Raw genomic sequence first — 20511 nt, 5'->3', positions numbered from 1 at the left:
GGGTCTCCGTGTCGGGGAGGTGAATGATCAGGCAGGGGTCAACCAGAGCGTCGCGAGCGGCGGCAGGCGCAAGCTCGCCGACCACGCCTCGCCGTGCGCGGGCACGGCTTCGGCCCACACGGCGCCGTCGTTGCCGGCGTTGGTGCCGCCGTACGACGCGGCATCGGTGTTCATCAGTTCGCGCCAGTGGCCGGGCGCGGGCAGGCCGAGCCGATAACCGGCGCGCGGCACGGGCGTGAAGTTGCAGACGGCGACCACCAGGCGCCCCGTATCGTCGCGGCGCGCGAACGCGAACACGCTGTTGTCGCGGTCGTCGCCGATCAGCCAGGCGAAGCCGGCCGCGTGGCAGTCGAGCGCATGCAGCGCCGGCTCGGCCGCGTACGCGCGGTTGAGATCGCGCACGAGCCGCTGCACGCCGCGATGCGCGGGCGCGTCGAGCAAATCCCAGTGCGGCGTCGCGTCGTGCGCGAACTCGCTCCACTGCGCGAATTCGCTGCCCATGAACAGCAGCTTCTTGCCGGGGTGTGCCCACATGAAGCCGAAATACGCGCGCAGCGTCGCGAGCCGCTGCCACGCGTCGCCGGGCATCTTCGCGACGAGCGAGCCCTTGCCGTGCACGACCTCGTCGTGCGACAGCGGCAGCACGAAGCGCTCGGAGAACGCGTACACGAGCCCGAACGTCATCCGGTCGTGGTGATAGCGGCGGTGGATCGGGTCTTCGTGCAGGTACGCGAGCGTGTCGTGCATCCAGCCCATGTTCCACTTGAAGTCGAAGCCGAGCCCGCCGTCGGCGGTCGGCGCGGTGACGCCCGGCCACGCGGTCGACTCCTCCGCGACGGTGACGACGCCGGCCGGCGCGGCGTCACCGTGCAGCGTGTCGTTCAGCCGGCGCAGGAACGCGACCGATTCGAGGTTTTCGCGGCCGCCGTACACGTTCGGCACCCATTCGCCTTCCTTGCGCGAATAGTCGCGATACAGCATCGACGCGACCGCGTCGACGCGGATGCCGTCGACGTGATAGCGGCGCGCCCACGCGAGCGCCGACGCGACGAGGAACGCACTGACCTCGGTGCGCCCGACGTTGAACACGCAGGTGTTCCAGTCGGGGTGCATCCCCTCGCGCGGGTCGGCATGCTCGTACAGCGCGCTGCCGTCGAATTGCGCGAGCCCGTGCGCGTCGTTCGGAAAATGCGCGGGCACCCAGTCGACGAGCACGCCGATGCCGGCCGCGTGCGCACGATCGACGAAGCGCGCGAAGCCCTCGACCGGCCCGAAGCGCGCGGACGGCGCGAACTGCGCGAGCGGCTGGTAGCCCCACGAGCCGCCGAACGGGTATTCGGCGATCGGCATGAATTCGACGTGCGTGAAGCCCATCCCCTTCACGTACGGAATCAGCCGCTCGGCGAGTTCGTCCCACGTCGCGCTGCGGTCCATCTGTTCGGGGATGCGCTGCCACGACTCCGGATGGACCTCGTAGATCGACCACGGCACGCGGTAGCGGTCGTCGTGGCGCGGCCGTGCGTGCATCCAGCCGTCGTCGTGCCAGGCGAACGCGTGGAGCGCCGCGACGTCGGCGACCACCGACGCCGTGCGCGGCGGCGCCTCGGTCGCCCGTGCGCACGGATCGGCCTTGTGCGGCAGCACGCGCCCGTCGGCCGCGCACAGCTCGTACTTGTAGCGCTCGCCCGCTCCGATGCCCGGCACGAACAGCTCCCACACGCCCGACGGCCGCCGCAGCCGCATCGGATGGCGGCGTCCGTCCCATGCGTTGAAATCGCCGACCACCGACACGCGCTGCGCGCTCGGCGCCCACACCGCGAACCGCACGCCGTCGGTGTCGTCGATGCGCACCGGTGTCGCGCCGAGGCAGTCGAGCACGGCTTCGGGATCGCCGGCCGAAAAACGCGCAAGCGCTGCTTCGTCGAGCAGCGTGCCGAACGCGTACGCATCGTCGGTCACCTGATGCGCGTCCGGCCAGTCGATCGAGAGCAGATAGTGCGGCGCGCCGCCATCGTGCGCGATCGTCCCCGCGAAGCAGCCCGCGCGATCGACGCACGCGAGCGTGCCGAGTTCGGCGCCGTCCGGCGACAGCGCGCGCACGCGCTCGGCGCCGGGCAGCAGCGCCCGCACGACGATCTGGTCATCGTGTCGGTGCGGGCCGAGGCACGCGAACGGGTCGGGATGGCGGCCGGCGAGCAGCGCATCGATATCGGCGCGGTCGAACAGCGTATCGGTCATGGGTTTCCTCCGTCGTCGGGCAGCGCGCCGTCGCCGAGCAGCCGGTCGACCAGCGCCGCGAGCCCGCCGACCGGCACGCTCAGCCAGTCGGGCCGGTTCGCGGCTTCGTAGCACAGCTCGTACGACGCCTTGTCGATCAGGAACAGCGCGAGCAGGCGGTCCGCATAGTGCGGATCGACGAAGCGCGCGGGCGCGAGGTCGGCCGCCGCGCGATAGCATTCGACGAAGCGGTCGGCGGCGGCCTGTCCGAAGCGGTCGAACAGCGCACGCTTGCGGCCGGCCGCTTGCGGCGGCGCCTTCTCGATTGCGAACTGCGCGGTCGCGCTCACGTACGACAGCGAGCGCAGCAGGCCGGCCACGTCACGCAGCGGATGCGATTTCGCGCGCCGCCGCTCGAGCGGGCGCGCCGGTTCGCCTTCGAAGTCGATCAGCAACGCGTCGCCCTGCACGTCGAGCACCTGGCCCAGATGAAAATCGCCGTGAATTCGCGTGCATTGCGCGTCGAGCGTGCGTGGCACGAGTTCGCCGAGCGCCTCGACGGCCGCGTCGCGCGATGCGAGCAGCGCGTCGGCCGACGCGCGGGTGGGGGCATCGAGCGCGTCGAGCCGCGTGCGCAGCACGTCGAGCGCGCGTTCGAACGACGCGATCGCGTCCACGCACCAGCCGTCGACGTGATCGGGCGTCGCGGTTTCCGGTGCGAACGCGGGATCGTCGGATGGCTGCGCGAGCGCGACGTGCAACTGGCCGAGCCGCGTGCCGATGATGCCCGCGAACGCCGCGTAGCCGAGCAGCGCGTCGGGTTCCTCGTCCGTTTCGGCCGTCTCGCCTTCGTCCGCGGCCGGCAGCGCCAGCTCGTCGATCGCGCGGCGCAGGAAGTCGAACGAGCGCGTCCACGCGTCGCCCTGGTTGTCGACGTAGCGCTGCAGGATCGCGACCGTATGCGGCGTGCCGTCCGGGTCGACGTGCACGACTTCGCCGGCCAGCGTCGCGGTGTTCGCATACCCGATGCGCGTCAGGTGCCGGCTCATTTCCGCTTCCGGATGAATGCCGTGCGCGACCTTGCGCACCAGCTTCAGCACGATCGCGTCGCCGATCACGAGCGAACTGTTGCTCTGCTCGGCCGCGAGCCAGCGCACTTCCGCGTCGTCGCCCGGATCGAGCCCGGCGAGCGCGTCTTCCGGCAGAAAGGTGAGTTGGCCGCCGTCGGACGTGGGCACCGTCGCGCCGTCGCGCAGCTTGCGCAGCATCCCGCGCGCGAACGCCGGCAGCGCGAACGCATCGGTCAGGTAGCCGACCGTATGGCCGCGCCGCACGCGCGCGAGCGCCAGTTGCGCGAACAGCGGATGGGACGTCTCGCCGCCCCACGCGGCCGCGAGCGGCACCACGTAGCGCTCGACGCCGCCGTCGCTCGCGGACACCCACGCCTCCGCATACTGGAACGGCTCGTCCGGAATCGGCGTGACGACGTTCAGCCACGCGTCGCCGATCTTGCGATCCTTCGATGCGAACCAGCGCCGCCGCGCGAGCCACGACGCGAGCGCGTCGTGCGCCAGCGCGTGCAGTTGCGACACGTCCGGCCGCGTATCGCCGCGCCGCATCACGAGCGTCACGTATTCGGGCAGGGGCTCCGCATGCGGCTGCCGCCACGACGGCTCGCGGCCGTGTTCGGCGAGCACGAACCACAGGAACCCGTACGGCGGGAAGGTGAGGAGATACGGGAGCTGGCCGATCGGCGGAAACGGCGAATCGGAGGTCATCTCGATCGGCACGCGGCCCGCGAATTCGGACAGGTCGAGTTCTACCGCCTGCGACGCGCGCGACAGGTTCGCGACGCACAGCACCGGCTCGTGGCCCTCCAGCTCGCGCAGGTACGCGAGCACCTTGCGGTTCTCCGGGCGCAGGAAGCGGATCGTGCCGCGCCCGAACGCCTGCGACGCACGGCGCGTCGCGAGGATGCGCCGCGTCCAGTTCAGCAGCGAATGCGGGTCGCGCGTCTGCGCCTCGACGTTGATTGCGTCGTAGCCGTACAGCGAGCCCATCACCGGCGGCAGCACCAGCAGTTCGGGGTCGGCGCGCGAGAAGCCGCCGTTGCGGTCCGACGACCACTGCATCGGTGTGCGCACGCCGTCGCGGTCGCCGAGGTGGATGTTGTCGCCCATCCCGAGTTCGTCGCCGTAGTAGATCACCGGCGTGCCGGGCATCGACAGCAGCAGCGAATTGATCAGCTCGATGCGGCGCCGGTCGCGCTCCATCAGCGGCGCGAGCCGGCGCCGGATGCCGAGGTTCAGCCGCGCGCGGCGGTCGCTCGCATAGGTCTGCCACAGCAGGTCGCGCTCCGAATCGGTGACCATCTCGAGCGTCAGCTCGTCGTGGTTGCGCAGGAACACGGCCCACTGGTTGCTCGGCGCGAGCGCCGGCGTCTGCCGCATGATGTCGAGGATCGGGAAGCGATCCTCGCTCGCGATCGACATGTAGATGCGCGGCATCAGCGGGAAGTGGAACGCCATGTGGCATTCGTCCTCGTTGCCGAAGTATTCCTGCACGTCTTCCGGCCACTGATTCGCTTCCGCGAGCAGCATCCGGTTCGGGTACTCGGCGTCGATCGTCGCGCGAATCCGCTTCAGGATCGCATGCGTCTCGGGCAGGTTCTCGTTGTTGGTGCCTTCGCGCTCGACCAGATACGGCACCGCGTCGAGCCGCAGCCCGTCGATGCCGAGGTCGAGCCAGAAGCGCATCACCTGGATCACTTCGCGCACGACGGCCGGGTTGTCGAAGTTCAGGTCCGGCTGGTGCGAGTAGAAGCGGTGCCAGTAGTACTGGCCGGCCACCGGGTCGTGGGTCCAGTTCGACGTTTCGGTATCCAGAAAGATGATCCGCGTGCCTGCGTATTTCGTGTCGGTGTCGGACCACACGTAGTAGTCGCGATGCGTGGAGCCCGGTTTCGCGCGGCGCGCGCGCTGGAACCACGGATGCTGGTCCGACGTGTGGTTGATCACGAGCTCCGCGATCACGCGGATGCCGCGCGCATGCGCCTCGCGGATGAAGCGCCGCACGTCGGCCAGCGTGCCGTAGTCGGGATGCACGTCGCGGTAGTCGGCGATGTCGTAGCCGTCGTCGCGGCGCGGCGACGGATAGAACGGCAGCAGCCAGATCGTGTCGACGCCGAGTTCGGCGATGTAGTCGAGCTTCGCGATCAGGCCGGGGAAATCGCCGATGCCGTCGTTGTTCGAGTCGTAGAACGACTTCACGTGCACCTGGTAGATGATCGCGTCCTTGTACCACAGCGGATCGTCCGCACAGAGCGCGGGTTCGCGGCGGCGCGCGCGGCGCCGGCGCGGCGTGCCGGCCGGCGCGAGCGACGGGAATTGCGCGCGGCGCACGTCGTCGAGGGAATCTTCGCGTTTCATCATGCATGCGCTCCCGAAGGGCGGCGGGCGGGGTCCGGTTCGGGTGCCGCCGCCCGCGCGGCGCCCGGAGACGGCGCGAGCCGCCAGATTGCGTACGGCCGCACGTGCGGATCGAGCGACACGTACTGGCGATGGCCGCGCCAGGTCTCCGCGTGCGCGGCGTCCTGTTCGAGCGCATCGAGCGGTTCGCCGTCGGCCAGCCCGAGGCCGCGCCACAGCGCCGCATCGAGCGTGAAGTTCGCGGCCTGCGGATGCCACGGGTCGAGGCTGATCGCCACGATCACCACGCTGTCGAACGCGGGCGTCGCCTTCATGAACACGAGCACCGAATCGTTGTCGGCCTCGACGAACGTAAGCCCGAGATGCGTCTGCAGCGCCGCGTGATCGCGCCGCGCGCGGTTCAGCCGCGCGACTTCCGTGCCGATGTGCGCGCCCTTGCTCCAGTCGCGCGCGCGCAGCTCGTATTTCTCGGCATCCGCGTATTCCTCGCTGTCCGGCAGCGGCGCCGATTCGCCGAGCTCGAAGCCCGAGTACAGGCCCCACGAGCCGGCCAGCGTCGCCGCGAGCGCCGCGCGGATCACGAACTGCGAACGCGGCGCGTTCTGCAGGTGGCGCGGATTGATGTCGGGCGTGTTGACGAAGAAGTTCGGCCGGAAGAATTCGCGTGGCGGGCCGGCGGTCAGCTCGGTCAGGTAGTCGATGAAGTCGCGCTTCGACTCGCGCCACGTGAAGTACGTATACGACTGCGAGAAGCCGACTTTCGCGAGGCGGTACATCATCCCCGGCCGCGTGAACGCCTCGGACAGGAACACGACGTCCGGATGCCGGCCGCGCACGTCGGCGATCATCCACGCCCAGAACGGCAGCGGCTTCGTGTGCGGGTTGTCGACGCGGAAGATCCGCACGCCCGCGTCGACCCAGAACAGCACCGCGTCGCGCAGCGCGAGCCACAGGTCGGGCAGCGCGTCCGGCGCGTAGAAGTCGGGGTTCACGATGTCCTGGTAGCGCTTCGGCGGATTCTCCGCGAAGCGCAGCGAGCCGTCGGGCCGCCACGCGAACCAGCCCGGATGCGCGGCGAGCCACGGATGGTCGGGCGAGCACTGGATCGCGAAATCGAGCGCGATCTCGAGCCCGTGCCCGCGCGCGGCGTCGACCAGCGCGCGGAACGACTCGAGCGTGCCGAGCTGCGGATGCACGGCCGTATGGCCGCCGTCGGGCGAGCCGATCGCGTACGGGCTGCCGACGTCGTCGGGGCCGGCGGTCAGGCTGTTGTTGCGGCCCTTGCGCGCGGACGTGCCGATCGGGTGGATCGGCGGGAAATACAGCACGTCGAAACCCATGTCGCGGATGCGCGGCAAATGCGCGATCACGTCGTCGAACGTGCCGTGCCGGTGCGGATCGTCGCTCGCCGAGCGCGGAAACATCTCGTACCAGCTCGAGAAGCGCGCCTGGCGGCGTTCGACGTCGACCGGGTAGGTCGTCGCGTCGTGCGTGACGAACGGGCGGTAGCGCAGCGCCGCGAAGGCGTCGGCGAGCGCGGGCCCGCCGATCGACGCGAGGCGGTCGTCGGGCGACGCGTCCTTGAGTTCGGCGACGAGCCGTTCCATCTGCTTGACCGCGCGCGGATCGACGGGATCGGCGAGCTTCAGCGCGGTCGCGAGCAGCAGTTGCGCTTCGCGCACCTCCAGCGTCACGTCCTGGCCGGCCGCGCGCTTCTTCGCGATATCGGTGACGAGCGACGCCCAGTCGTCGCGCCACGCGACCACGCGGAATTCATGGCGGCCGAGCCGGTCGAGCGTGACGCGTGCGTGCCAGCGGTCGTTCGGCTCGGCTTCGAACGGCACTTCGCGCCAGGTGTCGTCGTCGGCGGCGCGCCACTGGAGCACGGCCGCGAGATGCGCGTGCCCGTCCGTGAAGATCGACGCGCTGACGACGAGCGGCTCGCCGATCACGCGCTTGATCGCGAAGCGGCCGTCGTCGACCGACGGCTCGACGCGCTCGATCGCGATCCGGTCGGCCACGAGCGCGGCCGACAGCGCGGTGCGTTCGCGCGCGGCGTCGGCGCGCGTCGTGACGGGCGGCGCCCGCCATGCATGCAGCAGCGCATACGCGCCGGGCGCGAGCGTGAACGGCTCGAGCGCGGCCGGCGGATGCGTGCGCGCGCCGTCCTGCGTGACGACGCGTGTGAAGCCGCCCGGCACGCCGGGCAGGATCGTCGCGGGGTCGACCGTCGCAGGCGCGTCGAGATCGGGATTCAACGCGATCAGCAACGCCGCGTCGTCGTGTTCGAGCAGCGGCCCGGTGCCGCGCAGCAGCGCGGTCGCGCTCGCGCCCGGCGCGCTCAGTTGCACGATTTCGCCGCGCGCCGCCGCGACGGGCGTGGCGCGGCGCCACGCGTTCGCGTCGGCGAGCGCGCCCGACAGGTCGAAACGCGCGTGCTCGAACGCGGCGCGGTAGCGCGCGGCATCCGCGTCGCGCGCCATCAACGGCACCGTCACGCCGCGCTCGAAGCCCATCGGCACGAGCCAGCCGGTGCCGACGGCCGCGGCCGTCCACAGCGCGCGGCGATACGCGCGGGCGACGGTGTCGTCCGGCGCGTCGGGCCAGTCGTCGGCCAGACGCGGGCCGTCGGGCGCATCAGGGAACGCGATCGGCGCGCCGATCCGGCGCAGCAGCCGGTGCTCGTCCGCGAACCACGGCGCGCGCAGGTCCCACCAGCGTACCGACGAAAACACCGCGTCGAACCCGGCGGCTTCGAGTTGCGCGAGCGCGTCGCGTGCATGGCCGGGCACCCCGGCGAGCACCGCGACGTCCGGGCGCGCACGGCGCAGCGCCGCGCGCCAGCCCGGCCACCAGTCGGCCGGCAGGTGATGCGGCGCGTCGATCAGGAAGCCGGCCGCGCCCGCGTCGGCGTACGTCGCGAGATGCGCGCACCACCATGCGGACAGCGCGTCGCGCACCGCTTCGTCGGCGGTGTTCGCATGCGCGATATCCAGTGCGTGCGCGGTGCCGCGCGGATCGATCAGCGCGTCGTCGTGCGTACGCTCGGCGTACCAGTCAGGATGCTCGGTGCGCAGCGGATTGTCGCGCGCGATGCGGTCGGGCACGACTTCGAGCAGCAGGCGCAGCCCGTGGCCTTTCGCCAGTTGCGCGAGCCGCGAGAAGGTTTCGAGCGCGCTCGCGCGTGTCTCGAACGACTGGGCCGGCCGACGGAAATCGGCCACGTGGCGCGGAAAGCCGGCCACGCTCGCGGCCCAGAACGCGCCGACCAGCACGTGATCGAAGCCCATCCCCGCGATATGCGCGAAGGTTTGCGGCCACGCGTCGAGCGTTCCGACGAGGCGGGCGTCGCAGAAGTAGAGATGGGGAGCGAACGGTGGTGTGGAGTCCATGGCGTGGCGCGGCGTGGGCGAGTGGCGCGGGCGGTAAAGCCGGTTCGTCGCAACCTGCGTGCCTGCTGCGCGAACGTCAGCAGGACGGGGGCGTGCAGGGGAAGGCGGTTTGAAGGGGCCTGTCGTTTTTACATGAGCGCCAGGCCCACGTATGTACTACATGCGCGGTATGGAGCGGATATCCGAACTGTCGCCCGTCGCGGCATCATCGTCCGTCGTCGGGATCGGCACACCCGGGTCAGACCGCACCACCGCGCCATGTTCGATCCGGTGCGGGAACGGCGGCGGCGCGTCCACCTCGTCGCCGAAGCGTGCGCGCACGAATGCGCGCAGCAGCGCCTCACGCGCCGTGTGGCCATGCGCGCCGCAGGTCGACGGGCCGTCGACGAAGGTCGCGTCGCATTCGACGTCGTCGCCGTGGCGGGCGATCCGCAGATCCTCCACGCGATCGAGCACCGCGCCCGCGTCGGCCCACGACGCCGACGGCGCGAACGGTGCGTCGAGATGCCGGAACGCGTCGCAGGCGGCCGTCACGACCACGGTCGGCGCGACCGCCGTGAAGCGCAGCGTGTCTTCGTCATCGGCGCACAACGCGCGTGCGCACCAGTAATCGAGATCCTTTCCGTCGAGTGCGTCGGTTCGCATGGGCTGCCTCCGTCGGATCGAAAAACGCGTCACAGCGCAAGCGCCGTGCCCGTCGCGGGCGTCGAACGCATCCGCGCCACCAGCGGGTAGTGGTCCGACGCGTGCCGCGCCCGCGCGCTGCGGTGCACGACCACGTCGACCAGCAGCTCGCCCGGATGAATCCAGATCCGGTCGAGCGAGAACACCGGGCACACGGTCGGGAACGTGCGCGGCGCCGGCGCACGCCGGAACCGCGTGACGAGCGCCTGCAGCGCGCGGCCGCGCACGAACCATTCGTTGATGTCGCCGAGCAGGATCACCGGCATCGCGCCCGTATCGAATGCCGCGAGCAGCCGCTGCACCTGCGCGCTGCGTTCGCTGGCCGACAGCCCGAGATGGGTCGCGACCACGCGGATCGGGCCCGTGCTGCAGTCGATGTCGGCGTCGAGCGCGCCGCGCGGCTCGCGCGGGTGGAACGACAGGTCGAGCGTGCGCGCCGCGCGGATCGGGCAGCGCGACAGCACCGCGTTGCCGTAGCGGCGCTCGGGCGTGTCGATCGTCGGGCCGGCCGCCGCGTGCATGCCGGTCGCGTCGCGCAGGTGCGCAAGCACGTCCGGCGCGCGTGTGCCGCCGAGCGGCACTTCCTGCAGCGCGATCACGTCCGCGTCGAGTTCGTCGATCACGGCCGCGATCCGGTCGACCGCACGCGCTGACCACGCACCGTAGCCGCCGTGGATGTTGTAGGTCGCGATCCGCAGGTCGCGCCCGCCCGGCGCGGCGGCGGGCGCCGCGTCGGCGGTGACGACGTGCGGCGCCGGGGCCGGTTGTTTGCTCAGCGCCATCGTCGCAGCATCCTCACGAGCAGGATCGACACGCCGACCAGCGCGAGGCCGATCGCCGCGAGCCACGCGAACGCGCCGGGCCCCGGATGGCTGAGCGCGGCAGTCAGCTGGTGCGCGAACGTGACGGTCAGCACGATGCCGGGCAGCATCCCGAGCGCGGTGCCGATCAGGTAGTCGCGCAGCCCGATGTGCGATGCGCCGGCGACGAGGTTCACGACGGTGAACGGCGCGATCGGCAGCAGCCGCAGCACGGCCATCGCGACCACGCCGCGCCGGCCGATGTGCTCGCTCAGCCGGTTCGCGCGCGGGCCGGCGAGCCGGCGCACCGCGTCGCGCCCGAGCCAGCGGCCCAGCGCGTAGGTCGCGGCGGCGGCCGCCATCGAGCCGATGCCCGCATACGCGAAGCCCGGCCACGCGCCGAACACGAGCCCCGTCGCGGCGATCAGCAGCGTGATCGGCACCGCGCAGGTCGCCGCCACCACGTACGCCGCGAGCAGCAGCACCGGCGCGGCCGGCAGCCGCGCGATGCCGGCCACCGCGTGCGACAGCGACGCGACGTTCAGGTGCGCGCCCAGCGGCGTGAAGCGCCACGCGAGCGCCAGCGCGGCGATCGCGAGCACGATCGCGCCCAGCACGAAAAAGCGCGCGGTGAGCGAGCGGTGCTGTTCGTGCGGCACGAATTCGCGGACGAACCGGTCGGGCTCGATCGGCTGCTCGGGGTCGAGCCGCGCGCTGACCGGCACGAGCGCCTCGAATTGCGGCGACACGGCCGGATCGAGCGTGCGCAGCGTGCGGCCGGGTTTTGCGCGCAGCCGGTCGAGCACGACGTTCGGCCGTTCGCCGCACGCGAACGCGTCGGCCACCTCGGCGGGCGTCGTGCCGAGATGCTCGGCCAGCAGCCGCTCGCGCATGCCGGCGATCGCGCCGCGGATGCGTGGATCGCCGGCCGCGACGAGCGCGATGCAGCATTCGGTATCGAGCACCATCGAGCGGTTATTGAGGTTCGCGCTGCCGATCACGATGCATTCGTCGTCGACGATCGCGATCTTGCTGTGCACGTTCACGCACGCGTCGCCAAGCCCGTCGACGTGCGGATACAGCAGCCGGTAGCGGTCGAAGCGGTCGGCCGACGCGAGCGTCGCGTGCAGCCGCGCGCGCAGCACGCCCATCGTCGCCTCTTGCAGCCAGCCGCTCTGCACCCGCGGCGCGACGACGGTGACGTCCGGCCCGTCCGTATCGGCGAGGCGCGAGGACAACGCGTCGCGCACCACCGCCGCGGTGAAATACTGGTTTTCGACATACAGGTGCCGCTGCGCGGCGCGGATCGTGTCCTCGACCAGCGCGCGCACCTGCCGCACCGGTTCGCGCCCGCCGTGGCGCGGCGCCGTATAGGCGATGCCGAGCCGCACGTCGCGCACGTCGACGCGCGCCTCGCGCGGCCACGGATCGTCGTCGTCGGGCCGGTAGAGATGCCGCTGCGCGCGGATCGCGATCGGGCGCCCGCACGCTTGCAGCCAGCGGGCCCGCGCCTGATCGCCGATCGCGGCGGCCGCGTCGCCGTCGAACATCGCGTGCACGTCGTGGAACGGCCCGTACGGCATGCCCTGCTCGTCGCGGCGGCGCGGATCGTCGGCCGCATGCGCGGGCGTGTCCCAGCGGGCGCGCGTCAGGTCGAGGCCGCCGACGAACGCGAGCCGGTCGTCGATCACGACCAGCTTCTGGTGATGCGATGCACCGCGCGGGTGCGCATCGTCGAGCCGGAACCGGATGCCGCGATGCGCGCGCCAGCCGGCCCGATACACGGGCGGCCAGTCGCGCTCCAGCGCGTAGATCATCGCGAAATCCCACGCGAGCACGTAGATGCGCAGGTTGTGACGGGCCGACGCGAGCGCATGCAGGAAGGCCGCGAGCGTGTCGGGCAGCGTGTCGTCCGCGCCGCCCGGCGCGAGCCGCATCCGGCTGTCGACGTCCCAGCCGACGATGAACACCGTATGGCGCGCACGCAGCAGCGCGGCGCGCAGCGTCGAGAAATACGCGTCGCCGTCGACCAGCATCGTGAAGCGGTCCGCGTGGCGGATCGTGTCGCAGTTGCGCCCGCGTTCGAGCAGGCCGTGCCGCGACGGGCCGTCCGCCGACGCGGCGTCGATGCGCCGGTCGTCGGCGCGGGTCACGCGATCCGGCGCGATCATCGGGCCCCGACGTCCCGGTTGCCGTCGATCCGCTGCAGCAGCGCATCGCAGCGTGCCCGAAGCCCCTGCAACTCCGGCGAATGCGCGTCGAGCCGCGCATGCTCGCCATCCGCGACCGCGATGTCGTAGATCTCCTGCGCGATCGTCGCCGACGCGTGCGCGATCCTGATCCGGTCGAGCCAGTCGCATTCGGCGTGCTGGCACGCGAGCCACGCGCGCAGCGCGCCCACCAGCTGGCTGGTCGTGAGCCACGTTCCGCTGCGCATGCGCGCGGCGAGCTGGCTCGTCACGAGATAGGAGAGCAGGTCGGTCTGGGTCACACGAAACTCCTTGACGAGGTGTCGGGTTGACAGGTCCGTACGCACGCGATGTTTTGCAGCGTCTCGCAGATCGCCGCAAATTCCGGCCCGCTCGTGCGCGAGAACGAGACGGAGATGTCGTCGGTGTCCGGATCGTCGTCCGATTGCTGGACGATGAACCGTTTCACGCGCACCCGGCCGGGGCCGAGCGCCTCGTGCAGCGTGCCGAGCGTGAGGCCGCCGCGCTCGGCCACGAGCTGCAGCGTGCGCTGCTGGCGCTGCGCGATGAAGCGGCGCTCGAGCGGTTTCACGCCCGCGAGGATCGCGAGCACGATCGCCGTCGCGCCGACCGACGCAACCACCATGCCGCCACCCGCGGCGAGCCCGACGCCGGCCACCGCCCACAGGCTCGCGGCCGTCGTCAGCCCGCGCACCACTTCGCCGCGCAGCAGGATCGAGCCCGCGCCGAGAAAGCCGATGCCGGACACCACTTGCGCGGCGACCCGCGACGGATCGAGCACGACGCCGTTCTGCCCGCGCACGTCCTCGAAGCCGAACGTCGACACCAGCATCACGAGCGCGGAGCCCACGCACACGAGCATGTGCGTGCGCAGCCCGGCGGCCCAGTTGAGGCGTTCGCGTTCGAGCCCGATCACGCTGCCGAGCAGCGCGGCCAGCAGCAGGCGTCCGAGTAATTCGAGGTGGCCGATCATGATGTGCATCCCTTCCGGCCCTAAGTGAAGCGGGCCCGGTAGCGGTTCGATGCGGAAAAGGGACGCAAGCAGCGTGCCGGCCGGGCACGGCGCGTGCGCGCAAGGCCGACGGCGCGCCTGGCGAGCATGCGGCGCGCATTTTTTGCATCGCTATCGCAGATAAGACAGGAGGCCACCGTGGCACATCAACAGGACGCACAGGTTCGGGACCCGTATCGCGGCCACGAGATTTTCGTGTGGGCGCGACCCAACGAGCGCGGCGCATGGCGCGACGAGGTGCAGGTGTACGTCAACGGCGCACGCATCGAGCTGGTGGTGCCGGAAGCCGCCGGCCCCGAATGGCTGACCGAGGTCGAGGCGCTGCGGGCGGGCCTCGAGCGCGGCCGCTATCTGATCGACAAGCGCGTGGACGACGATTGACCGGCATCGCGCTTGCGGCGCCGTGTGCCGCGACAGCGCCCCGCCGTGCAAGTACCCCATGAACCCACGCCGGCCCGCGCCGGGAGGAACCGATGAGCGATCCGCGCACCTTGCATATCTATCGCTACGACCCCGACCGCGACGCGGCGCCTTACATGCAGCGCTACGAGATCGACGTGAATCCGGACGACCGCATGCTGCTCGACGTGCTGGGCCGCGTGAAGTGCGACGACGAGACGCTGTCGTATCGGCGCTCCTGCCGCGAAGGCATCTGCGGCTCGGACGCGATGAACATCAACGGCAAGAACGGCCTCGCATGCCTGACCAACATGCAGACGCTGCCGCGCGAAATCGTGCTGCGGCCATTGCCGGGGCTGCCGGTGGTGCGCGACCTGATCGTCGACATGACCGATTTCTTCAACCAGTACCACTCGATCCGGCCATACCTGATCAACGACACGACGCCGCCCGCGCGCGAGCGGCTGCAATCGCCGGAGGAGCGCGACCAGCTCGACGGGCTGTACGAATGCATCCTGTGCGCGTGCTGTTCGACGTCGTGCCCGAGCTACTGGTGGAACCCGGACAAGTTCGTCGGTCCCGCCGGGCTGCTGCAGGCGTATCGCTTCATCGCCGATTCGCGCGATCTCGCGACGGCCGAGCGGCTCGACGATCTCGAGGACCCGTACCGGCTGTTCCGCTGCCGGACGATCATGAATTGCACGGACGTGTGCCCGAAGGGGCTGAATCCGACCAAGGCGATTTCGGAGATCCGGACGATGCTGGTCAGGCGGACGGTGTGAGGCAGGATATCCCGAAGCCGGGCTTCAACTCCCGCTATTTCCCGGCGAACGCGTCCGCCTGCGCGGCGCGATGCCGTGCCGCAACCCGATCACTGGCCGGATAGAACTGCCGCGCCCATCGCTGGAACACCGGGTACGGCCCGTCGCCTGCGACCGGGGTACCGTAGCCGGTGTAGTCGCGATTGCCCCACACCATGATGTCTTCCTTGAACACCGGCACCAGCCACAGCCGGTGCAGCAACCGGCCGAGCACGGCGTAGACGAGCCGCTGCACCGGGGCCGGCCACCTCGACAGCCACGAAAAGCGGAACGAGATACCGTCACGGAAGGTCCAGCGCAGCGGCGCGATCTGCACGCCGCACGCGAAGATCTTCGCTTCGAGGCCGATCGCCTTCATTTCATGGTCGGACGACACGCAGCCAAGGCCGTGAACGCCGATCAGCGTGCGCCATTTGATGTGCTTCCACGCCATGTCCACCTGCATCGAAATGCGCGGGCCGTCGATCACGGGCGTATGCGGCTTCATGTCCTTCCAGCGGTGCAGCGCGCCGAAATGTTCGAGATCGAAGCCGTTTTCCGGCAGGTTCTGCATCACGCCGCGTAGCGTGAATGCCTGGCCGACCGGTGCCGAGAAGCCGGTCATGTCCACTTCCGGCAGTTCCCAGGTCGGCGCCAGGCCGTCGGCGTTCTGCCATACGAACACGAAGCCGTTCCACTCGCGCACATGCCAGGTGCGAAGCGTCGGCCGTTGGCCGCCTTTCGTGCAGCCGGCGGCGATACGCCGGCCGTCGGGGCCGTACGCGTAGTGATGGAACGGACAGACGATCTGCTCGCCGTCGACCGTGCCGCCGTGGCCGAGATGCGCGCCCTGGTGCGGGCAATACGCGTCGACCGCGCAGGCGACGCCCGAGGCCGTCCGGTACAGCACGACGTCGCGTCCCATGAACGGCGTCGCGAGCACGGCCCCGCGCTTCAGCTCGCGGCTGAAACACAGCGCGAACCACCCGTCCGGATAGGGCAGCGGCGCGGTTTCGTCGACGGGGCCGGCTGCATGCATCGCGCGCTCCTGCATCGGCATGGCACTCATCGCGCGAATTCCCGATCGGCATGTGCGATGGCCGCCGACACGGGGCCGTCTCGCCCGTCGGGTGCGTCGCCGCCGGGCGCCGGGTAGAACTGCGCGGCCCAGCGCCGGAACGTCATGATCGGCAGCTCGCCGGCCATCAGCGTCGGGCGTGCGTCGTAGTCGCGGTGATCCCAGATGCGCAGGTCGCGCTTGAATTGCGGCACGAACCACAGCCGGTATGCGGCGCTCGCGAGGACCTCGTGCAGGGCCCGGCGCAGCGGCGACGGCCACGCCGACGCACGTTCGACGCGCAGCGCGACGAATTCGCGGCAGGTCCAGCGATCGGGTTCGATCTGCGTCGGGAACAGCACGACCCGCGCGTGCAGCCCGAGGTCCGGCAGTTCCATGCGCGCGGCCATGCAGCCCAGGCCGTGCATCGTGATGTCCAGCAGCAGCCGCTGCCCGAGCAGCACGAGCGTCGAGCGCATCGTCAGCCGGTGGCCGTCGGCTTGCGGCGGCTCCAGCACCGGGTTCGACCAGCCGTGCACCGGGCTGAAATGATTGATGTCGACGCCGTTCTCGGCCGGATTCTGCAGGCTGCCGTTCAGCGTGTGGCACTGGCCGCGCGGCCGCGAATAGCCGTCGAGGTCGAGTTCGGGCAGCGACCACGACGGCGCTGCGCCCGCACGGTCCTGCCATGCGAGCACGAGGCCGTTCCATTCGCATACGGGGCGCTGCCGCAGCGTGGCGGCGGGCGGCTTGCCGTCGCGCCCGGCGCGCACGCAGGTGCCGTCCGGCGCGAACGCGAGGTGATGGAACGGGCATACGATCTCCTCGCCGCGCACGACGCCGCCGTGCCCGAGATGCGCGCCGAGGTGCGGACAATGCGGCGCGACCGCGCGAATCAGGCCGGATGCCGTTCGATACAGCACGACGTCCGCGCCCATGAAGCGCGTTACGACGAGCGCGCCTGGTTTGACGTCGCGGCTGTAGGCCAGCGCGAACCAGCCGTCCGGATAGCGATGTCGCGAAGCAGCGGCGGGTTCGGGCACAAGAGGGAGCGGTGCGTGCATGTGCGTCTCCAGTCACCGGGGCCGAGCATGCCGGTCCGCCGCCGCGATTTCCTCGAGCGTCGGCAGCGCCGTCATCGCGACTGCGCCGCCGGCGAAGCGCCCGCCGCCGAGATCGTCGCCGTGGTAGCGGGTGCTGAATGCATGAAACTCCGCATTGCCGGCACTCATGTAACACAGCTCCGTCACGTAGGCCTGCGCGTCGGCGTCGCCGGCCAGCGCGCCCGTCGCGACCGCTTCACGCGCGTCGATCAGACGGCGTTCGTTCGACATGCAGAGTACCGCCAGCCGGTCGAGCGCCGCCTGTGCGTTCAGTTGCTCGACGCGCATCAGGATCCACACGGCGTTGAATCGCTCGTGCGCGGACCATTCCTTGCGAAACGAAAACAGGTCGTTGACGAGGATCACCGAATCGATCGTCGCATCGCGCGCATCGGCGAGTGCCGCGTGTTGCGCGAGGCGCTGCCCCATGTCGATGTCGAGCGCGTATTCGGTGAGCAGCGTGATCCAGTGGCCGAAGCCCTCGACCCGGCGAAACGCCAGATAGTCGGCCAACGACAGGCGCGTTGCGTCGGTTGCCGTCGGGCTGGCCTGCGTATGGATCTGCTCGCGGATGCATTCGACGAACCGCCGCCAGAAGGCCGGGCGCGCCTCGCTCTGGGTGCGCATCAACTGCAGCGTGTCGTGCAGCAGCCGCGCGGAAGGTGCGTCGGCCGGCGGCGGCGTGCCGTCGACGGCCGCCAGGAAATGCTCGCGCAACGTGTCGAGCCCCGCCTGATCGCCGGTGCGTGCGAGATGCGTGAAGGCGTCGTCCATCAGCGTCGTGACGTGCATCATGCGGTGGAGCGCGTACACGCGATCGGGCCGCGCATTCGGGTAGCACAGGCTGCCATACGCGGGAATGCGCTGCGCGAGAAAACGGCGCGCCGCGGCGTCGCTGCGATAGTGCTGCACGATGTACGGGTAGTCGTCGATCGCGAGCTGCCGCTCGATTGCTTCATGCTGCGGGTGCCGTGCGACGGGCAGCGACAGATGCGGCAGCGGCAGCACCAGCGTTTGCGTCTCGCTGGGCGGGGCGCTCGTGGCGCGTGGCGTTCCGGATGCTTGCATGCGGCTCTCCAAGTTACGCGTCCGGTTTGACCGCGACGATGCTGTAGGTCGACACCTTGTTCTTGATCAGCGCGACGGACCAGTTTTCGGCGAGCACGCGCAGTTCTTCCAGCGTGTCCGGCGCACGGTGCGGAAAATGGCGGTCGATGTTGGCCTTGGCATCCATCAGCCAGCGCGCGACGTCGATGTTCGACGGCAGCACGCGCATGTCGCGGATCGCGAACCCGGCGTCGATCAGCACCTGCCTGAAATAATCGGGCGTCTTGCGGTGCTTGCATGCGATCCGGTCGACCTCGTCGGGCGTGTCGGACGCGTATTCGCTCAGGTCGACGTTGTACAGATTGTCCGAGATGACCACCGAGCCGCCGCCGCGTACACGCGCATGCAGCGCGCGCATCGCCTTTTCGTACAGCGCGTTCGGGAAATGCGAGATCACGCCGCGAATGATCACGAGATCGTATGGTGTCGCGGGATCGGGCAGTCGATCGACGTCCTGTGCGTTGCACTGATACAGGTTGATGCGTTCCGCGAGCCCGTGTTGCGCATGAAAGCGGGCGCAGTAGTCGAGCTGTTCGCGACTGACGTTGATACCGTCGAGGCGCATGCAGCCGGGGAAGCGGCCGGCCAGATACTTGAGGATGTAGCCCCAGCCGCAGCCGATGTCGAGAATGCGTTCGACCCGGGCGGGAACGGGGTCGTCGAAGCCGGCGAGATGAAGCTGGCGTTCGAAGTAGCGAATGCCCGATTCATCGAGCGAGATCGGCGGCGTGGAGCGCGGATCGTCGTACACACCGAACTGGAACAACAGGTACTCGCCGATCGCCTTGCGCCAGTCGTCCGGGCTGCCGGCGTAGGTCGTCTGCACTTTCCGCTCGTAATCGCTCACCGTCTCGCCATGCAGCACCCGGATCGGCAGGGCGGGTTCCAGGTGCGGCGCGCGCAGTTCGGCGATCGCCTGTTCGCTGATCTGATTCATCGAAATCCTCGCGTCGTCCATTTCCGTCAAACCGGACAAAACAATGCGCGCCGATCGAGCGGCGGCGCACGTTTTTACGAAACGCCGGCACAAAAATACCCCGGCCGATACCCGTGATCGTGCGATCGAATAAATCGAGGTAATGCTTCGGTCGAAACGTTATGAAGGTGAAAGATCCGTGCGCATTTATAGAATCCCCGGATAAATGGCGGAAAGGGCGCTACGACGCCACATCGCGACACAGGCCCGATATCGCGCCTGGGACATCTGGCGACGAGGCTGGCGCCGGCTGGCCGGTTCGGCTCCGTACGCAACGCGTATTTTCACGATTCTGGCACTGCGATCGTGAACCGGAAACGAAGTATTTTTGTTATATGAAAGGCGATTCGATTTTTCAAGAATCTTCCCGTGTGTTTTAAAAACACAGGAAAACAGGTGTGAATAAAAATATTAAAATCGCGCTTGTCAATGGCGGTGGGGATTGTTTCGATTCGATGAATCGAAAAAAGCCGCGACGCGAACGATCGCGCGCGCGCGGCTATCCGGCCGGACGAGCTCGTGCGGCCGCATGACGTCAAGCTCGACTGAAACGCCCGCTCCCGCAGGAGCGGATCGGGCGCGGTGGACCGGCGCCTACGGCTACGGCCGCGCAGCCACCTCGTCGAGGTGCCACAGCAGATCCGCCGGATCGTCGTACACGCGCAGCGCGCCGGCGCGTTCCAGTTCGTCGCTGCCGTACCCGCCCGCCAGCAGCCCGACGCCGAGCGCGCGGCAGCGGGCGGCGGCGAGCATGTCCCAGATGCTGTCGCCGACCACCACCGTATGCTCGATCGGCACGTTCAGCTTCGCGGCGGCAGTCAGGAACAAATCCGGGTCCGGCTTCGCATATTTCACCTGATCGCGCGTGACGACGACGTTCTTCGCCGGATCGACGCCGAGCGCCTCCAGATTGATCGCCGCCGTTTCCATCCGCCCGCTGGTCGCGATCGCCCAGCGAATGCCGGCATTCGACAGCGCGGCCAGCAGTTCGCGCGCGCCCGGCAGCGGCCGGACCTGCGCGCGCAGCCGCTGGTACGCGGCCGCATGCAGCCGCGCGAGCCGCTCGACGCGCTCGGCGTCGATGTCGCCGGCCGTTTCGCGCAGCAACTGGTTCAGGAACAGGCCGCCGCTCATCCCGATCTTGCGATGGATGCGCCACACCGACAGTTCGATGCCTTCGGCGTCGAGCGCTTCCTTCCACGCGAGTACGTGCTGATAGACGCTGTCGACGAGCGTGCCGTCGAGATCGAACAGAAATGACGTTTCAATGCGCATGTAACTCTCCTGGCCCGATGATCGTCGGGCAAATCGTCGGCAAAACCCAAT

Annotated in this window: 15 protein-coding genes; 2 read left to right on the top strand and 13 right to left on the bottom strand. The window is 69.7% G+C overall.

All coding sequences use genetic code 11. The features are described 5' to 3' along the window. Positions 1–27: 27 nt before the first annotated feature. The 8 genes from glgB to AP428_RS33370 form a co-directional block, all read right to left on the bottom strand. Positions 28–2238 (bottom strand): 1,4-alpha-glucan branching protein GlgB, encoded by a 2211-nt coding sequence (gene glgB, locus AP428_RS33405; protein ID WP_011695010.1) that lies wholly within the window; start codon positions 2236–2238, stop codon positions 28–30. Continuing rightward, the gene (gene treS / locus AP428_RS33400; RefSeq protein WP_054928677.1) at positions 2235–5645 is read right to left on the bottom strand and encodes a maltose alpha-D-glucosyltransferase; all 3411 of its coding nucleotides are present in this window, start codon (positions 5643–5645) and stop codon (positions 2235–2237) included. The genes glgB and treS overlap by 4 nt, the downstream gene beginning before the upstream one ends. After that, the gene (locus AP428_RS33395; RefSeq protein ID WP_054928675.1) at positions 5645–9037 is read right to left on the bottom strand and encodes a maltotransferase domain-containing protein; all 3393 of its coding nucleotides are present in this window, start codon (positions 9035–9037) and stop codon (positions 5645–5647) included. Before AP428_RS33395 ends, treS begins: the two co-directional genes overlap by 1 nt. Before the next feature lie 156 nt (positions 9038–9193). After that, positions 9194–9682, bottom strand: coding sequence for a phage protein NinX family protein (locus AP428_RS33390; RefSeq protein WP_011545535.1), 489 nt, complete (start codon positions 9680–9682; stop codon positions 9194–9196). A 29-nt stretch (positions 9683–9711) separates the two neighbouring features. Continuing rightward, positions 9712–10503, bottom strand: coding sequence for an endonuclease/exonuclease/phosphatase family protein (locus AP428_RS33385; protein ID WP_011545534.1), 792 nt, complete (start codon positions 10501–10503; stop codon positions 9712–9714). Further along, complete coding sequence (locus AP428_RS33380; protein WP_011545533.1) at positions 10494–12692, bottom strand: VTT domain-containing protein; 2199 nt, start codon at positions 12690–12692, stop codon at positions 10494–10496. Before AP428_RS33380 ends, AP428_RS33385 begins: the two co-directional genes overlap by 10 nt. Continuing rightward, the gene (locus AP428_RS33375) at positions 12689–13012 is read right to left on the bottom strand and encodes a hypothetical protein (protein WP_011695012.1); all 324 of its coding nucleotides are present in this window, start codon (positions 13010–13012) and stop codon (positions 12689–12691) included. The genes AP428_RS33380 and AP428_RS33375 overlap by 4 nt, the downstream gene beginning before the upstream one ends. After that, complete coding sequence (locus AP428_RS33370) at positions 13009–13704, bottom strand: MgtC/SapB family protein (RefSeq protein ID WP_027808544.1); 696 nt, start codon at positions 13702–13704, stop codon at positions 13009–13011. Before AP428_RS33370 ends, AP428_RS33375 begins: the two co-directional genes overlap by 4 nt. A 177-nt stretch (positions 13705–13881) precedes the next feature. On the opposite strand from AP428_RS33370, the gene AP428_RS33365 reads away from it, so the two are divergent. Continuing rightward, positions 13882–14124, top strand: a complete 243-nt coding sequence (locus AP428_RS33365) for a DUF6566 family protein (RefSeq protein ID WP_023476627.1) — start codon at positions 13882–13884, stop codon at positions 14122–14124. Between the two features lie 92 nt (positions 14125–14216). Continuing rightward, positions 14217–14924: a succinate dehydrogenase/fumarate reductase iron-sulfur subunit gene (locus AP428_RS33360; protein WP_011545529.1), complete on the top strand. Its 708-nt coding sequence runs from the start codon at positions 14217–14219 to the stop codon at positions 14922–14924. Positions 14925–14958: 34 nt separating this feature from the next. Here the strand turns inward: AP428_RS33360 and AP428_RS33355 are convergent, their stop codons facing one another. From AP428_RS33355 to AP428_RS33335, 5 genes are all read right to left on the bottom strand, one after another. Beyond that, the gene (locus AP428_RS33355; protein ID WP_011545528.1) at positions 14959–16011 is read right to left on the bottom strand and encodes a Rieske (2Fe-2S) protein; all 1053 of its coding nucleotides are present in this window, start codon (positions 16009–16011) and stop codon (positions 14959–14961) included. Then, positions 16008–17063 carry a Rieske 2Fe-2S domain-containing protein gene (locus tag AP428_RS33350; protein ID WP_011545527.1) on the bottom strand — a complete coding sequence of 352 codons (1056 nt, stop codon included), beginning with the start codon at positions 17061–17063 and terminating at the stop codon, positions 16008–16010. The genes AP428_RS33355 and AP428_RS33350 overlap by 4 nt, the downstream gene beginning before the upstream one ends. Positions 17064–17075: 12 nt before the next feature. Next, complete coding sequence (locus AP428_RS33345) at positions 17076–18170, bottom strand: methyltransferase type 12 (protein ID WP_011545526.1); 1095 nt, start codon at positions 18168–18170, stop codon at positions 17076–17078. 13 nt (positions 18171–18183) lie between these two features. Then, positions 18184–19146 (bottom strand): cyclopropane-fatty-acyl-phospholipid synthase family protein, encoded by a 963-nt coding sequence (locus AP428_RS33340; RefSeq protein ID WP_011545525.1) that lies wholly within the window; start codon positions 19144–19146, stop codon positions 18184–18186. Positions 19147–19785: 639 nt separating this feature from the next. After that, positions 19786–20460, bottom strand: a complete 675-nt coding sequence (locus AP428_RS33335; protein WP_011545523.1) for an HAD family hydrolase — start codon at positions 20458–20460, stop codon at positions 19786–19788. Positions 20461–20511 lie beyond the last annotated feature (51 nt).

Source organism: Burkholderia sp. E168m22, assembly GCF_001319805.1.
GTDB classification, from domain to species: domain Bacteria; phylum Pseudomonadota; class Gammaproteobacteria; order Burkholderiales; family Burkholderiaceae; genus Burkholderia; species Burkholderia orbicola.
The sequence above is the reverse complement of the archived record's forward strand: the minus strand, read 5'-3'. Positions and strand labels throughout refer to the sequence as shown.

What these genes read in the sequence shown, in the direction of transcription:
- treS (WP_054928677.1), bottom strand. Translation starts at nt 5,645, where the DNA reads ATGAAACGCGAAGATTCCCTCGACGACGTGCGCCGCGCGCAATTCCCG.
- AP428_RS33355 (WP_011545528.1), bottom strand. Translation starts at nt 16,011, where the DNA reads ATGAGTGCCATGCCGATGCAGGAGCGCGCGATGCATGCAGCCGGCCCC.
- AP428_RS33395 (WP_054928675.1), bottom strand. Translation starts at nt 9,037, where the DNA reads ATGGACTCCACACCACCGTTCGCTCCCCATCTCTACTTCTGCGACGCC.
- AP428_RS33370 (WP_027808544.1), bottom strand. Translation starts at nt 13,704, where the DNA reads ATGATCGGCCACCTCGAATTACTCGGACGCCTGCTGCTGGCCGCGCTG.
- AP428_RS33385 (WP_011545534.1), bottom strand. Translation starts at nt 10,503, where the DNA reads ATGGCGCTGAGCAAACAACCGGCCCCGGCGCCGCACGTCGTCACCGCC.
- AP428_RS33335 (WP_011545523.1), bottom strand. Translation starts at nt 20,460, where the DNA reads ATGCGCATTGAAACGTCATTTCTGTTCGATCTCGACGGCACGCTCGTC.
- AP428_RS33345 (WP_011545526.1), bottom strand. Translation starts at nt 18,170, where the DNA reads ATGCAAGCATCCGGAACGCCACGCGCCACGAGCGCCCCGCCCAGCGAG.
- AP428_RS33360 (WP_011545529.1), top strand. Translation starts at nt 14,217, where the DNA reads ATGAGCGATCCGCGCACCTTGCATATCTATCGCTACGACCCCGACCGC.
- AP428_RS33340 (WP_011545525.1), bottom strand. Translation starts at nt 19,146, where the DNA reads ATGAATCAGATCAGCGAACAGGCGATCGCCGAACTGCGCGCGCCGCAC.
- glgB (WP_011695010.1), bottom strand. Translation starts at nt 2,238, where the DNA reads ATGACCGATACGCTGTTCGACCGCGCCGATATCGATGCGCTGCTCGCC.
- AP428_RS33350 (WP_011545527.1), bottom strand. Translation starts at nt 17,063, where the DNA reads ATGCACGCACCGCTCCCTCTTGTGCCCGAACCCGCCGCTGCTTCGCGA.
- AP428_RS33390 (WP_011545535.1), bottom strand. Translation starts at nt 9,682, where the DNA reads ATGCGAACCGACGCACTCGACGGAAAGGATCTCGATTACTGGTGCGCA.
- AP428_RS33380 (WP_011545533.1), bottom strand. Translation starts at nt 12,692, where the DNA reads ATGATCGCGCCGGATCGCGTGACCCGCGCCGACGACCGGCGCATCGAC.